A 15,412-nucleotide genomic window follows, 5' to 3' on the forward strand; every position below is an offset into this window, starting at 1 on the left:
AACGGGAGAGAAGACAAAGGGGGACGAGTGTTTGAATTGGGTTTTAACGCTGTTGGCGGGTATCGCCGGCTGGCAGCTGGCAGCGCGGTGGAAATTGCCAGCGCCTGCGATGTTGGGCAGTATGCTCGCCGTGGGTCTGACGAATATTCTATTCGATTACGCCGCCTTGCCGATGGCGGTGAAGGTCTTCGCCCAGGCGATTTCCGGGGCCTTTATCGGCATGCAGATCGGAAGAAGGGATGTGGCGCGGATGCGCGGGCTGATCGTTCCGTTTCTGTTATTGGCAGTCATGCTGACAGTGAATACGTTTGTCGTCGGGATCGCGATCCAGAAGCTGTGCGGCTGGGAGTGGATCACGGCTTTGCTTTCCTGCGTCGCCGGCGGGGTTACTGATATCTCGTTAATCGCGATGGAGATGGACGCGGATGTCGGCACCGTCGCGATGATGCAGACAGCCCGGTTAGTCGGTGTGTTGTTGTTTTTCCCATACTGGATTCAATTCGTGACCCGGCATGAACCGAAGACCGCACCGGTGATGGAAGAAAAACCGCTGGATGCGGCGCACACACCGCTGGACCGGCTGATTTCAACGCGGTCCTCGCGGATTGTCTTCACGCTGCTGCTCAGCATCGGGTTAGGCTATCTGGGCAATGCGAGCGGTCTGCCGGCGGCGTCGATGGTGTTTCCGATGATCGCTGTCGCGGCGCTCAACTGCACGACTTCGGTCTGCGCCGTGCCGCTGGCGATCAAAAATATCGCGCAGCTTCTGGCCGGGTCGTTAGTCGGCGTGAGCATCACGGCTGCGACCTTTAGCAGCCTCTCAACGACGCTGGTGCCGGTCGGCCTGCTTTTGCTCAGCTACTGGACGGTTAACGGTCTTTACAGCGGAATATGCAAGCGGACAAAGCTGCTGGATCTGAAATCGGCGATGTTCGCTTCCGCTCCCGGCGGTGCGACGGACATGTCGCTGATCGCCGCCGATCTGGGCGCGGATCTCTCGCAGATCGCGCTGATCCAGGTGCTGCGCGCGGCGTATGTCGTCGCGGTGATGCCGCCGCTGATCCTCGGTTTTATCCAGTGGATCGGATAGCGGAAAGAAAGGGAAAACGATGAAGCGATATTTCTATTTGGGTCTGGGCTCGCTGGCGATGTGCGTGTTCGGATTGATGTATAACTGGACGGTCTTTGCCGGGGCGGTCAGCGCCGAACTGAACGTGTCGGCGGCCAGCGTTGCCAACGTGTTCTCAGTCTGCCAGATCTGTTTCTGCGCCGGCGGCGTGCTGAGCGGATTTATCTATTACCGCGTCCGCTTCCGGGCAAGCATGATCGCGGCCAGTCTGATGATTCTGGCCGGTTTGTTTCTGACCAGCCGGGCGGAGAACGTGATGATGATTTATGTTTGTTACAGCGTGATGTTCAGCCTGGGCGCGGGGTTTGCCTACAAGGCGTTATTGACGAGCGTCATGACGTGGTTTAACGACAAGCCGGGTCTGGCCAGCGGGATTCTGGTGATGGGCGCGGGTCTGACGGCATTTGTGTTCAATGTGCCGACCTCGCTGATCATTGAAAGCACAGGCTGGCGCACGGCGATGACCTTATTGGCGGGGATTGCGTTCGGACTGTCGCTGCTGACGGCAGTCGTCGTCCGGCCGCGCGGGGTCGTGAAGCAGGCCGGGACGCTGGAAACCGAGGAGGAAGGCCAGGTCTCCACCGGCCAGATGATGAAAAGCGCGCGCTTTTACGTTTACTTCCTCTGGAGCGTACTGGTGCTGGCCGGATGCAGCTCACTGACCGGAACCGCGGTCAGCTGCGGAGTGTCGTTTGGGATCAGCGCGACGATGGCGGCGACCCTGTCGATGATCATCTCGCTGTTCAACTCACTCTCGCGCGTGTTCTACGGGATTATCTACGATAAAATCGGCCGCAAGACGGCCATGGGCATCGCTACGACGCTGTTTCTGACCGCCGTTGCGATCCTGTACGGCGCCTTTACGCTGGGCAGCACAACGCTGCTGGCGGTAAGCTTTATTTTCGTCGGACTCAGCTTCGGCGCGGTGCCGACGATCTCCTCGGCCTATATTCTGACAACCTTTGGTAAGAAATATTACCCGAGCAATTTCAGCGTTCAGGGAACCTATACCCTGTTCAGCCCGTTTTTAGGCACGATGCTGTTCAGCGCGCTGTTTACCGCCACCCAAAGCTATCCGGCGTCCTACAGCTATCTGATCGTCTACGCGCTGCTGGCGGCGGTGCTTTTGACGGCGCTTAACCGGCTGCTGAAGCCCGGGCGTGAAAACAATTTATCAAAGCCGCAAAGCGAATAAAACGAAGTTTTGAGAATTTTATCCAAGCGTCGCTCAGGCGCTTAAAAAACGATAAGAAATCTCTATAATGGAGATCAGAAAGAAATCAGTCGGCAAAGACTGGAAGGAGGTACCGATGAACGGTAAAGTCAAAAAGGATTTTTTATGGGGCACAGCCAGCGCGGCTTATCAATGTGAAGGCGGCTGGAACGAAGGCGGCAAAGGGGAAAGCAACTGGGATCAGTTCTGCCATGGACCGAAGAACGTCAAGGGCTTCACAGGCGACGTCGCGGCGGACTTTTACCACCGCTACAAAGAGGACATCCGGCTGTTGAAGGAAGGCGGCCACAACACACTGCGCTTCTCGATCGCCTGGACGCGGATTCTGCCGGATCAAAGCGGCCAGGTCAATCCGGAAGGCGTCGCCTTCTACAAGGACGTTTTAAAGGAATGCCGGGAAAACGGCATCACGCCGAATGTCACGCTGCTGCACTACGACATCCCGGCCTGGCTGGAAGATCTGGGCGGGTATGCCAATCCGATTTTCCCGGATGAATTCGCGAAATACTGCAAGGTCGTCTTTGAGCAGTTCGGCAATGAAATCCCATTATATGTGACGATCAACGAATCAACGCATAATGCATACTGTTCCTATCTGACCGGCAACTATCCGCCGAATATCCACAACGTGCAGACGCTGGTGCAGGTTTGTTACAATCTGGTCGTTGCCAACGCCAAGGCAATCCGCGAGTTCCGCAAGCTGAATCTGACGTCGCAGGTCGGCATCGTGCACACGACCAACACCGTCCAGATCCTTAAGGACACGCCGGAATACCGCGTGGCGCAGCGGCGTGGGGATCTGTTTAAAAACAAGTGGGTTACCGATCCGGCGATCCTGGGAAAATTCCCGGATGATCTGTTCCCGCTGTTAGAGGAAAGCGGCATCGACCTGTCGTTTGTCAAGGAAGAAGATCTGGAGATCATCAAGTACAACACGATCGATTTCCTCGGCCAGAACTGCTACACCCGCGCGCTGGTCAAACCGTACGAATCCGGGGAAACCAACTATTATCCGAATAATGTCGGAGCCGGGGTCAAGACGATCGAAGGCTATACCGTCAAGGGCTGGTTCCAGACCGACGTCGATCCGAACACGCCGAAAAACGCCTGGAGCCGCGAGATTTATCCCAAGACGGTGTACGATATGCTGATGGGAATTAAAAAGGACTACGGCGATATTCCGGTTTACATCACGGAAAACGGCCATGCCCTCTATGAACAGCCGGATGAAAATGGCGAGGTCAACGACGACGAACGAATCGAATTTCTGAAGTCGTATCTTGAATGGCTGATCAAGGCAGAAAATGAAGGCTGCAACGTCAAGGGCTACTATGCCTGGTCGACGACCGACTGCTACTCCTGGATCAATGGCTATGAAAAGCGCTACGGCTTGATTTATGTCGATTACGCCAACGGTCTGAAGCGGATTCCGAAGAAGAGCTATCACTGGTATCGCGAGTTCATCCGCGAACATACCGAGGACTGATCAATGGCTGAAAAATTTCTCTGGGGCTCCGCGACGGCAGCCTATCAATGCGAAGGCGCCTGGGACGCGGACGGCAAGGGGCCGGGCATCTGGGATCAGTTCTGCCACAGCGAAAAGAACACGACCGGGATCACCGGCGACGTGTCCTGTGATTTCTATCATCATGTCGAGGAGGATCTCCGGATGATGGCCGAGGGCGGTCAGAACACCTTCCGCTTCTCCATCAGCTGGTCACGAATTCTGCCGAAAAACGACCATGTCGTCAATCCGGCCGGTCTGGCCTTCTATGACCGCGTGCTGGACGCGTGTGAAAAATACGGCATCGTGCCCAACGTTACGCTGATCCATTATGATCTGCCGGACTATATCGGCGATCAGGGCGGCTGGTGCTACCCCGGCGTGGCCGATGAATTCGCGTTTTACTGTTCCGTAGTGTTCAAGCACTTCGGCGACCGGATTCCGCTGTATGTGACGATCAATGAGCCGAACCACAACGCTTACTGCGATTACTGCGTCGGCAACTATCCGCCGAATGAAACTAACCTGCAGCACTATTGCCAATGTGCTTACAACATGGCGGTCTGCACGGCCAAGGCGATCCGCGAGTTCCGCAAGCTGAATCTGAAGGCGCAGATCGGCGTGGTGCAGGGCTGCGGCCCGGCGACCGCGCTTCAGGATACGCCGGAGTACCGCGACGCCGTCAAATATTGCAATTATTTCTGCAACGACTGGATTCTCGATCCGGCGATCAAGGGCGCTTACGATCCGGAGTTAATCGCCGCTGTCAAAGCGAAGGGCATCGACCTGTCGTTTGTGAAGGAAGAGGATCTGGAAATCATGAAGCACAACACGATTGATTTCTTAGGCCAGAACATTTACAGCCGGATGCTGGTAAAACCGAACACCTCCGGCATCACTGCTTTCACCGTCAACAACGCCGGAAACAACGACGGTTCGGCGAGTGCTGCGCGGGAGACCCGGGCGATTGCCGGCTGGTTTGAAAGCGACCGCGATCCCAATACCAAGCTCAATCACTGGGGCCGCGAGATCTTCCCGCAGTGCGCCTACAACACGCTGATGGAACGCAAACGCCGCTATGGCGATATTCCGATCTACGTTACGGAAAACGGCCACGGCTGTTACGACGTCGCGGATGAAAACGGCTATGTTGAAGATGACGAGCGGATTGAGTTCCTGCGCAATTATCTCCATTATATTCTGAAGGCGAAGCAGGACGGCGTGAATCTGAAGGGCTATTACGTCTGGTCGACGATGGATCTTTACAGCTGGATCAACGGCTACAAGAAGCGCTATGGTCTGGTGCGCGTGGACTATGACGATCCGCAGCGCAAGCGCACGCCGAAGAAAAGCTATTTCTGGTACAAGCAGTTTATCGCTGAGCATCAGGATCTTTAGGCTTAATTTTAAGGCATCCTTCGCGGCAACCGCCGGCCTGCGCCGCGGCTGTCCGATCCGGATGCCTTTTCTAAATGCAAGGGGGAAAACCGATGTTTGATTTGTCTGTTTTGTTGAATGTGGAAATGCAGATTCTGATCTTTTTCGGGCTGGGTCTGCTTTTGAAGAAAAGAGGAGTCACCGACGGTCCGATCGATGCTTTTCTGTCGACGTTGATTCTGAATCTGATCATGCCGGTCAATATCTTCCTGTCCTTTTACCGCAGCGTTTCCGTCGCGGTGTTAAAAGAAAGCCTCCTGTTGGTGCTGGCGGGTGTGATCGTGGTCGTGCTCGTGTTGGGAATGGCGCGGCTTTTGCCCAAGTCGATGCCGTTAGAAAAGAAGCGGATCGCGCAGTATTCGATGTTGATATCCAACGGCTCGCTGATCGGTCTGCCTTTGATCGAAGGGCTGTGCGGAAGCATGGGTGTTGTGTATGCGAACATCTTTATGATTCCGACGCGGATTCTGTCGTTTTCCTCCGGGGAGAAATATTTCAATACGGAGTGGAAGCCGGCAGGGGCGCTGTCCGTGATGAAGAAATTCTTTTTCAATCCGATCACGATCGCGATGATCCTGGGATTTCTGTTCAACCTGGCGCGGATTCCGCTGCCGGGCGGGCTGGACGCGGTGTTCAGTTCTTTGTCCGGATGCATGAGTCCGCTGGCGCTGTTGTTAGTCGGATCGACGCTGCTGGACAGGGAATCGACAAACGCGGGATTATCGAAGGATATCGTGCAGATCAGTCTGTTCCGGCTGATCATTGCGCCGTTTTTGACCTGGATCGTGGGTGTGGCGCTGCATTTAAGCACGCCGCAGCTGATCGCCGCCGTGCTGGTCAATGCGACGCCGGTCGCCTCCACGGCCACGATTTTCTGCCGCAAGTATAACGGCAATACCAGCTACACCAGCCGCTGCGTTTTCTTTTCCACGGTCTTTTCCCTGTTTACGTTAGTACTGGTTTCCGCTACAATGTCGATGGGATAAGGGGGAATTTTCCATGACGAGACGTCTTCAATTCAAGGTCGATCTGATTCACGGGCCGATCTTTCAAAGCTTGCTTTTCTTTGCGATTCCGCTGTTTTTTTCCAATGTGTTTCAGCAGTTATACAATACCGTCGATACGATGATCGTCGGCCATGCGCTGGGCGATTTGTCACTGGCGGCGATCGGTTCCTGCGCCGCGATTTATGATTTGTTGATCGGTTTTGCGTTAGGCATCGGCAACGGTCTGGCGATCGTGACGGCGCGCAGCTACGGCGCCAACGATACGGAGCTGCTTAAAAAATCGGTGGCGGCTTCGATCGTGATCGGCCTTTTGACTTCGCTGGTGCTGACAGTAGGCGCGGAAGTGATTTTAATGCCGTTGCTGAAAATGCTGGATACGCCGCCGGAGATCATCGCCGAGGCGTTCAGCTACATTTCGGTGATCACACGGTTCACGCTGGTCATGTTCGCGTATAATTTGTGCGCGGGTCTGCTTCGGGCGATCGGCAACAGCTTCATGCCGCTGGTCTTTTTAGTTTTGTCATCATGCCTGAACATCGGGCTGGATCTGTTTTTCATCACGCAGCTGAACATGGGCGTCGGCGGGGCGGCGGTCGCGACCGTCATCGCGCAGGGAATTTCCGTCGTCCTGTGTCTGATTTATATTTTGAAGAAAGCACCGGTCTTAATTCCGCAGCGCCGGCATTTTAAAGTCAAGCGGGGAATTTACGCGGAGATGTTAGGTCAGGGCTTGTCGATGGGCTTTATGGGCAGCATCGTTGCGGCGGGTTCCGTCGTGCTGCAGTATGGCATCAACAATCTGGGAACGCTGGTGATCGCGGGGCATACCGCGGCGCGCAAGCTGTTCATGTTCTTCAACATGCCGTTTTCCGCAATGGCGATGGCGATTTCAACATTTGTTTCACAGAACCGGGGCGCGGATCAGCGGACGCGGATTCTCAAGGCGATGCGGTGCGCTGTGCTGTATGATATCGCGATGGCCGCAGGGGTAACCGTGATTCTGTTGTTGTTCGCGCCGGCTCTGGTTCAGCTGATTTCCGGCTCGCAGGAGGCTGTCGTGCTGAACAACGGGGCCTTGTATCTGCGGGTGGTCGGACCGTTCTATGCCGTTTTAGGCGTCTTGTTGGAAACCCGGTATGCGCTGCAGGGATTAGGCGCCAAAATGATTCCGCTGGTGTCGAGTGTGATCGAGCTGTTGGGAAAGATTGTATTCGCGTTCGTGTTCATTCCGCGGTTTCAGTATCTCGCGGTCATTTTCTGCGAACCGGTGATCTGGTGTCTGATGACGGCGCAGCTGATTTACGCTTATGCTACTCATCCTTATATCCGAGGAGAAAAAGGAAAAGCGGAATTATCGGTTTAATCCGGATTAACGACCATCGTTGAGGCAAGAGAAGGGATGGCTGTTCAAGGGAGGAAAAGGGAAAAACCATGAAACTGTTTGTATCGGATCTGGATGGAACATTGTATCCGCCCAACGTCACCGACAGCGGCGCGGAAAACCGGGCGGCGATCCAGCGCTGGCGGGCGGCGGGCAACGTGTTCACGGTAGCGACTGCACGGATTCATCAGGCGTATCCGAAAGTGTCGGCGGATCTGGGCTTTGCGGTCGATTATCTGGGCGGCAATGGGGCCGAATTGATCTTCAGCGATGGAACGCGGATGACGCGCACCCTGAAGGCGGCGGTTTTTCTGGACGTAGCCGGCTGGCTGGCGCGGCATCATGTTGACGCGACGGTGAAAATGAATTGCCAGGGGCAATGGATCAGCAGCGACTGCCGGCATTATCCGTATGGACATCCGCACCGGCTGCGCCGTTCCCTGCTGGATTCGGTGACGTTGGCAGAAACGACCGTGGATCCGAACGCGGAAATCCTGAATCTGGGGATCATTATCCGTCCGGATCAGCGCGACGGCGTTAAACGGGCCTTGCGGGAAAAGCTGGCGGGAACCGTGGAGATCGTCAGCTCGGATTTTGATAATCTGGATCTGGTCCGGCCGGATTGTTCCAAAGCGGCCGCGCTGGGCATTCTTGCGGAGCGGGTGGGTGTACCGCTGCGCGAGGTGATTGTGATCGGCGATTCGGAAAATGACGTCGGGATGTTTGACGTTGTGGAAACGAGCTACTGCATGGCGCAGGCGGAGCCGGAGGTCAGGCAAAAAGCGCGGTGGGTCGTGACGTCGGTGGCGGAAGCGCTGGCACGCGAGAGCGGCAGGAGGTAGGAATTTATCTTTCCTGCTTAAAAATCGCTCAGCAGATTATGAAGACTTTAAAAAGAGGCGGAATCACGAAAAGTGTTCTGCTTTTCTTTCTATTAGGAAAGTGCATTATTTAAGGATAGGGAACAAAGAACCCTGAGCAGAAAGCAAGATAAGAGCAGCAAGCTGCGTTGATTATAAAATCAAATAATAAATAGCGTAGATATTTTACCTTTTTGTCAGGTGATGTCTTATTTCATGAATATGATTATTCCAAGTTAATACTATGAATATAACTTAAAGATACTATTGGAATAATGTCCTGAATATTGTATAATATTCGGGACAAAAGGAGGAATTAACTTGGCAAATAGTTATTCCAGAAAGATTCAAGAAAGGATTCGGGATGCTGCCGAAGGAACTGTTTTCATCGGCGCAGATTTTGCTGATATTGCAGATACAGAAACGGTAAGACGAAATTTAAATCGTTTGACACAGGCAGGCTTAATCCGACGAGTTCTAAAGGGAGTTTATGAAAAGCCGGAATACAGCGAAATGCTGAAGGAATATGTAGCGGCAGATCCGGAAGTCGTGGCCAAAGCGCTGGCACGGAATTATCACTGGAGCATTGCCCCGTGCGGGAATACAGCTCTGAATTTGCTGGGACTTTCTACACAGGTAACCGCGGTTTGGTCCTATATCAGCGATGGTCCTTATAAGACCTATGAATGGGATTCCACAAAGCTGGAATTTAAGCATCGAACAAACAAAGAGATTACAGGACTTTCCTATATGACGATCCTTGTAATTCAGGCGTTGAAAACATTGGGGAAAGCAAACGTTACAGAGAAAACGATCCAGATACTTCGTTTTCGATTAAGTAAAGAGGATAAAGAGGTTATGTTAACAGAGGCGGCAGAGTCCACAGATTGGGTTTATAATACAATTCGGAAGATTGCGGAGAGGGACTGAAAAAGTGATCAATGTTGCTAGATTTTCGGACAATGATAAACGGATACTCTTTAGAAATACAGCTCATAAAATGGGGCTGAATGATACCGTTGTGGAAAAGGACTTCTGGGTTTGCTTTACACTCGATTATTTATTTCATCGGTCTCCTTGGATGGATTTTATAACATTTAAGGGGGGGACCAGCCTTTCAAAAGCCTTCAACCTGATCAACCGGTTTTCGGAAGATATTGATCTGATCCTGGACTGGCGGATATTAGGATATGGCAAAGACGAGCCTTGGGAACAGCGTTCAAACACAAAGCAGGATGCATTTAACAAAGAGGCCAACATCAGGGCAGAGATTTTTTTAAATGAAATTTTCTGCCTGGCAATCAGGAAGGATTTATCACAAGAGCTTGGCTGTGAAGTAAACATTAAAATGGATGAAAAAGAAAAGCAAACAGTCATTTTTTCTTATCCGAAACTGTTTACCAATACCAGAATCCTGCAGGTGATTCGTTTGGAAATTGGAGCCTTGGCGGCATGGACGCCAGCGATGACAGCCGAGATCACACCCTATGCCGCGAAGTATTATCCGGATATTTTTCGCCAGAAAAGCACCTCCATTTTGACTGTGGCTCCAGAACGGACATTTTGGGAAAAGGCTACAATCTTACATCATGAGGCGAACAGGCCGGAACATTTGGAAATGCCCCAGCGCTATTCCCGACATTATTATGACGTATATCGAATGGCTGATTCCCCAGTAAAGGAATCTGCCTTTTCGCAGCTTGATCTTCTGAAGAAGGTTGTGAACTTCAAAATGAAGTTTTATCCACGGGCTTGGGCAAAGTATCCGGAAGCTGTGCCAGGGACGTTAAAGCTTATACCAGCGGAGTATCGTTTTGCAGCTTTGAAGGCAGACTACGAGGCTATGAAAGATATGCTTTTCGGAGATGTTCCTGAGTTTGAGACAGTTATCGCTGGAGTCCGGGAATTGGAAAAAGAAATCAACATGCTCAAATAAGCATAATTCGGTGAGGATTTTGTGTTTTTAGATTATTTCCATCGTCCTGTGATGGCAACAGAAGAACGGGAAGAACGCTTTAAAACTATTATTTAAAGATCAAGGATCTGCCTCCGCTGATCCTTGATGACGAAGATCGGAATGTTTATTATGAAGCGCTGCAAGCGTATGACGAACAGGAAGATGCGGAAGTTATGCGGACGTTTATCGAATTTTCGTTGATCAAAGCATGGAAAAAATGCATGAAAGAAAGCGCCTGAGAAATCAGTTGCCGGATCATAAACGCTGAAGACTGGAAACAGTCTTTTTTGTTTGTGATTTTCTTAGTATCGTAGAAAATTGAATCAAATTGAGAGAGTGAAGGGGAATGACGGTGAGAATTTCATTCGATCTGACTGCAGGGGCTTTTCTTCAATATTGAGAGACGTTAAAGTAAAAGCAGGAAGGGAACGTGATCGGAATGGAACCTGTTTTAATGGAAGATCTTGAACGTTACTGCTTTTTATCAAAACTGACCGGGAATCACAATGCGGATCATCCGGTATTTGTCTGTGTTGCTGGACGGATGGATAAGGAAGCAAATTGTTACCGCTATACATTGAAAATGAATAAAAATGGAGAGTGGCGGACTGTCTGCGAGTTGGAAAAACCAGGCGTCCTGTTGTTTCTCGACGCGGATACACTGTTGTTAAGCGGGGTGAAATCCACGGATGCCCCAGTTCAGCCGAATTCTGCCCAAACCCGGTTTTCCACATTCTTGTGTTCGACGGAGGAATGGAAAGAAACGTTTGCGCTGCCGCTGAAGACGGCGGATGTTCAGCGATTAACGAAAACTCAGCTGTTGATCAAGGCGGAAATTCAGCTGGAAGCCGCCGATGCTTATGCTTTTAATCCGGAACAGGCTGAGGCCTGGCAAAAAACACAGCGGGAAAACGCCGATTATACCGTGCTGGAAGAACTGCCGTGGTGCGCGGATGGCCGCGGCGTTATTCAGGGAAAACGGATGCGGTTGTTTGTTTACGACACATTAACCACAGAATTATTCCCGCTGACCGATCCGCGGATGAACTGCGGCAGCGTTTCCGCTTGTCCTGTATTGGGGAAAGCTTTGTTTACCGGGATGACCTACGAGCGGAAGGCTTCCCAACGCGAAGGCTTGTATTGCTTCGACGCTCAAACGGGAAGTATGACGACGCTGATTGAAGAAGGGGTTTACCGGCGGATCAAAGAGCCACGTTTTGTCAGCGGAACGATCGTGTTCGCAGCGACCGATGGACTGCGATATGGCAAGAATGAATCGCTGAACTTCTACACACTGAACCCGGATACCAGCGCTGTGACGCTGTTGGCAAAGCTGGATGATCCGCTGGGCAGCTCGATCGTTACCGACTGCCGGTTAAGCAGCGGCAGCGCGGTAAAAACGGACGGGACTTCGCTATACTTTACGATGACTCAAGGCTGGACGACGCCTTTATTCCAGCTTGATCTGAAAGGAAATCTCAGACGCGTGCTGGATTTCAACGGTTCTATCGACGATTTTGACGTGACAGGACAAACCGTGCGGTTTGTCGGTCAGCGGGCCCATCGGCTTCAGGAAATCGAACAGGCACAACTGCCGCAGGGCAAGCTGACTTCGCTGACGGGCTGGAACGCGGACGCGCTGGCGGATCGCGATGTCATCCAGCCGCGGTATCTGTCATTTCATTCTGGCGGAAGGCAGATCGACGGCTGGGTTCTGACGCCATGGCATTATGATTCAAGCCAACGATATCCGGCGGTATTGGAAATCCACGGCGGACCCAATACCGCTTATGGTGAAGTTTTCCACCATGAAATGCAGATGCTGGCGGGCAAGGGATATTTCGTTCTTTTCTGCAATCCGGTCGGCTCCGTCGGCCGCGGGGACGCGTTTGCGGATATCCGCGGGCGGTATGGCTGCGAGGATTATCAAAATTTGACTGATTTTCTCGACGAAGCCATTCAGGCCTATCCGGCGATCGATCCAAAACGAATCGCGGTGAGCGGGGGCAGCTACGGCGGGTTTATGGTCAACTGGATGATCGGCCATACACATCGCTTTGACTGCGCCATCAGTCAGCGCTCCATCGCCAATTTTATGACGATCTACGGTCTCAGCGACTTCGGCTATTATTTCGTGCGCGATCAGCTGAGCGCGGATCCGCTGAATGAACAGGATCAGGCCAGGCTGTGGCGCCATTCGCCGCTGCGCTATGCCGGACAGGTCAAGACGCCGACGCTGTTTCTGCATTCGGAAGACGATCATCGCTGTTCGATCAGCGAGGGCTTGCAGATGTTTACCGCTTTGAGCGATCGCGGCGTACCGACCCGGATGGTGTGCTTCAAGGGTGAACATCATGAGCTGAGCCGCAGCGGCAAGCCGCTGCACCGTCTGCGCCGGCTCGCGGAAATCCAGCGCTGGCTTGACCGCTATTGTCCAGCGAACGGATCATCGGAAGCGACGTTTTCAGGGAAAGAAGGACGTTAACCGCCTCCCTTTTTCCTTGCTGAAAAGAAAGGAAAATCCCGTCGAATCCGGTCCGAAATAAGATTGACACCTCTGACGAAATCGCTTACAATAAAAACGAAGTTGGATTGTTATTGTTTTATAAAACAAGCAAAACCAATTTGCAGGGCTTTTGTTCTGCAGATTGGTTTTTTTGTTTTTCAGGGTAGTTGTCCATAAAATTACAGTTCAGCTTGCAGGACATGGAAAGAGAGGAATTCCTTATGAAAGTCTTGATCGGCCAGTTTGTTACGGAATCCAACGCCAACATTCCCCATCAGTGTGAAATCACGGATTATGACATCGCCTTCGGCGAGGAATGTATCCAGAAGATGCAGATCCGTCCGGTTTTTGAGAAGCACGGGATCGAGCTGATTCCTTCGATTTACGCCAATGCCGGAGCGGCGGGCGTCGTCAGTCCGCGCGCGTTCGCTTATATTGAAAGCTGCTTTCTGAAGGCGGTACGGGAACATCTCCATGAGATCGACGGAATTTATTTCATGCTTCATGGCGCGAGCGAGGTCGCGGAGCTGGAAGGCGGATCCGGTGATCATCACATTCTTCAGGAAGTCCGCAAGCTGGTCGGCCCTTATGTTCCGATCGCGGTGGCCTGTGATCCACATGGCAATCTGAAACAGGACTATGTCGAATCGATTCAGATTCTGCGCAGCTATCGGCAGTCGCCGCATACAGATAAGGAAGAAACCTATGAAAAGGTGACGAGCTTGTTATGCGAGCTGCTGAAGCACCGCCAGGCAATTCACGCCGTGTACCGCAAGCTGCCGTTAATTCTGGGCGGGGAACAGAGCGTTTCCGCAGACGAACCGGTGCGCTCAATCAACCGGTACATGGACGAACTGGAACAGGATCCGCGGATTCAGAGCTGTTCCTGGCATGTCGGCTATATCCGCCATGACTGCGACGTCGCCGGCTGTGGCATCGTCGTGGTGCCGGCCCGGACCGAGGATCAGGCTTATGCGGAAACGATCGCCGATCAGTTGGCGGCGTATGTCTGGGACCGCCGCCATGAATTCCATTACACTGGTCTGACCGCAAAGCCCGAGGAAGCGCTGGCGATGACGCTGGAGTTTGAGGGCAGCCCGGCGGTGATCACCGATTCCGGAGATAATACGACCTCCGGCGCAACCGGCTGGAACACGTTTGTGCTGCGTCAGGTGTTAGCGGTGGAGGCACTGAAAAAAAGCTTCCTGTTCGCACCGATCTGCGATCCGAAGACCGCGGATCAGCTGAAAACCTGTCAGCCGGGCGAAACAGTCCGGATTGATCTGGGCGTGGGCTACGACGCGCTTTCAGAAAGCGTCCCGCTGGACGTCGTCGTGAAAAGCCATGGTGAAATCGCGCGTTTTGTCGGCGAGGAACTGATCAAAGTCTTCGGCAGCTGCACGCTGGTAAGCGTCAAAGACCGGCCGATTGATATTATCATTTCAAACACCAGCCAGCCGATCATCGTCAACCCGCAGCTGCGCCACCTCGGCATCGAATGGACGGATTACGACGTCACGGTCGTGAAACAAGGCTATATCTTCCCGGATTTCAAAGCGCAGGCCCAATTCTACGTCATGTCGCTGACCGACGGTGCGACCCCGCAGGACACCGCTTCGATTCCCTTCAAGCGGATCATGCGGCCGATGTTCCCGATCGATCAGATTTAAAGCCAGTAAGTTCGAATCAATGTGTTCCAAGGAGGAAATCAAGATGAAAGTTATGGTAGGCTTATTTACAACTGAATCCAACGCCAACGTGCCGGGGAAAAACGAGATCGGCAGCTACGATCTCGGCTTCGGCGACGACTGTGTCCGCAAGCTGCGGGTCGGCGAGGTATTCCAGGCCGCCGGGATCGATGTGATTCCGTCCGTGTATGCCAGCGCCGGGGCCTCCGGCGTGATCACGCGCGAAACCTTCGATTACATCGAATCGCTGTTTGTCCGCACGGTCAAGGAACATCTCCATGAGATCGACGGCATCTATCTGCATCTGCACGGCGCCAGCGAGGTGGAAGGTCTGGGTTCGGGGGATCATCACATCCTGGCCGCGATCCGCAAGCTGACCGGCCCGTATCTGCCGATCGCTGTAGCCTGTGATCCGCATGGCAACCTGTGCCAGGAATATGTGGACAACTGCACGATTCTGCGCAGCTACCGCGAGTCCCCGCACACCGACGCGGATGAAACCAAACGTCAGGTCGCGCAGATGTTATGCGATCTGTTGAAGCACCGTCAGAACATTCATGCGATTTACCGCAAGCTGCCGTTAATCCTCGGCGGGGAACAGAGCGTGTCGACGGACGAGCCGGTTCGCTCAATCAATCAGTTTATGAATGAGCTGGAACAGGATCCGCGGATTTTGAGCTGTTCCTGGCATGTCGGCTACATCCGTCAC

The 15,412-nt window shown here is 52.9% G+C and carries 12 protein-coding genes; all 12 read left to right on the forward strand.

Going from position 1 to position 15,412, the window contains the following annotated elements; genetic code table 11:
- Window positions 1-31 precede the first annotated feature (31 nt).
- Window positions 32-1,090 (forward strand): AbrB family transcriptional regulator, encoded by a 1,059-nt coding sequence (locus I2G61_RS05930; RefSeq protein WP_195395225.1) that lies wholly within the window; start codon window positions 32-34, stop codon window positions 1,088-1,090.
- Between the two features lie 19 nt (window positions 1,091-1,109).
- Window positions 1,110-2,324, forward strand: coding sequence for an MFS transporter (locus I2G61_RS05935; RefSeq protein ID WP_195395226.1), 1,215 nt, complete (start codon window positions 1,110-1,112; stop codon window positions 2,322-2,324).
- Window positions 2,325-2,439: 115 nt separating this feature from the next.
- Window positions 2,440-3,849, forward strand: coding sequence for a glycoside hydrolase family 1 protein (locus tag I2G61_RS05940; RefSeq protein WP_195395227.1), 1,410 nt, complete (start codon window positions 2,440-2,442; stop codon window positions 3,847-3,849).
- A gap of 3 nt (window positions 3,850-3,852) precedes the next feature.
- The gene (locus I2G61_RS05945) at window positions 3,853-5,265 is read left to right on the forward strand and encodes a glycoside hydrolase family 1 protein (RefSeq protein WP_195395228.1); all 1,413 of its coding nucleotides are present in this window, start codon (window positions 3,853-3,855) and stop codon (window positions 5,263-5,265) included.
- Between the two features lie 92 nt (window positions 5,266-5,357).
- Entirely contained in the window at window positions 5,358-6,290 is a 933-nt protein-coding gene (locus tag I2G61_RS05950; RefSeq protein ID WP_195548041.1) for an AEC family transporter, read from the forward strand.
- Window positions 6,291-6,303: 13 nt separating this feature from the next.
- A complete protein-coding gene (locus tag I2G61_RS05955) occupies window positions 6,304-7,674 on the forward strand; it encodes an MATE family efflux transporter (protein WP_195548042.1) in 1,371 nt (456 codons plus the stop codon).
- A 68-nt stretch (window positions 7,675-7,742) separates the two neighbouring features.
- Entirely contained in the window at window positions 7,743-8,534 is a 792-nt protein-coding gene (locus tag I2G61_RS05960) for an HAD hydrolase family protein (RefSeq protein WP_195395230.1), read from the forward strand.
- 339 nt (window positions 8,535-8,873) lie between these two features.
- Window positions 8,874-9,482 (forward strand): DUF6088 family protein, encoded by a 609-nt coding sequence (locus I2G61_RS05965; RefSeq protein WP_195395231.1) that lies wholly within the window; start codon window positions 8,874-8,876, stop codon window positions 9,480-9,482.
- Window positions 9,483-9,552: 70 nt separating this feature from the next.
- Window positions 9,553-10,488 (forward strand): nucleotidyl transferase AbiEii/AbiGii toxin family protein, encoded by a 936-nt coding sequence (locus I2G61_RS05970; protein ID WP_229056709.1) that lies wholly within the window; start codon window positions 9,553-9,555, stop codon window positions 10,486-10,488.
- Window positions 10,489-10,948: 460 nt separating this feature from the next.
- Entirely contained in the window at window positions 10,949-12,994 is a 2,046-nt protein-coding gene (locus tag I2G61_RS05975) for a S9 family peptidase (protein ID WP_229100691.1), read from the forward strand.
- A 242-nt stretch (window positions 12,995-13,236) separates the two neighbouring features.
- Window positions 13,237-14,685 carry a M81 family metallopeptidase gene (locus I2G61_RS05980; RefSeq protein WP_195548044.1) on the forward strand — a complete coding sequence of 483 codons (1,449 nt, stop codon included), beginning with the start codon at window positions 13,237-13,239 and terminating at the stop codon, window positions 14,683-14,685.
- A 43-nt stretch (window positions 14,686-14,728) separates the two neighbouring features.
- On the forward strand, window positions 14,729-15,412 hold a 684-nt coding region (locus I2G61_RS05985; RefSeq protein WP_195548045.1), incomplete at its 3' end, for a M81 family metallopeptidase.

The organism is Holdemania sp. 1001095H_141210_F2, assembly GCF_015558105.1.
Taxonomy (GTDB): domain Bacteria; phylum Bacillota_I; class Bacilli_A; order Erysipelotrichales; family Erysipelotrichaceae; genus Holdemania.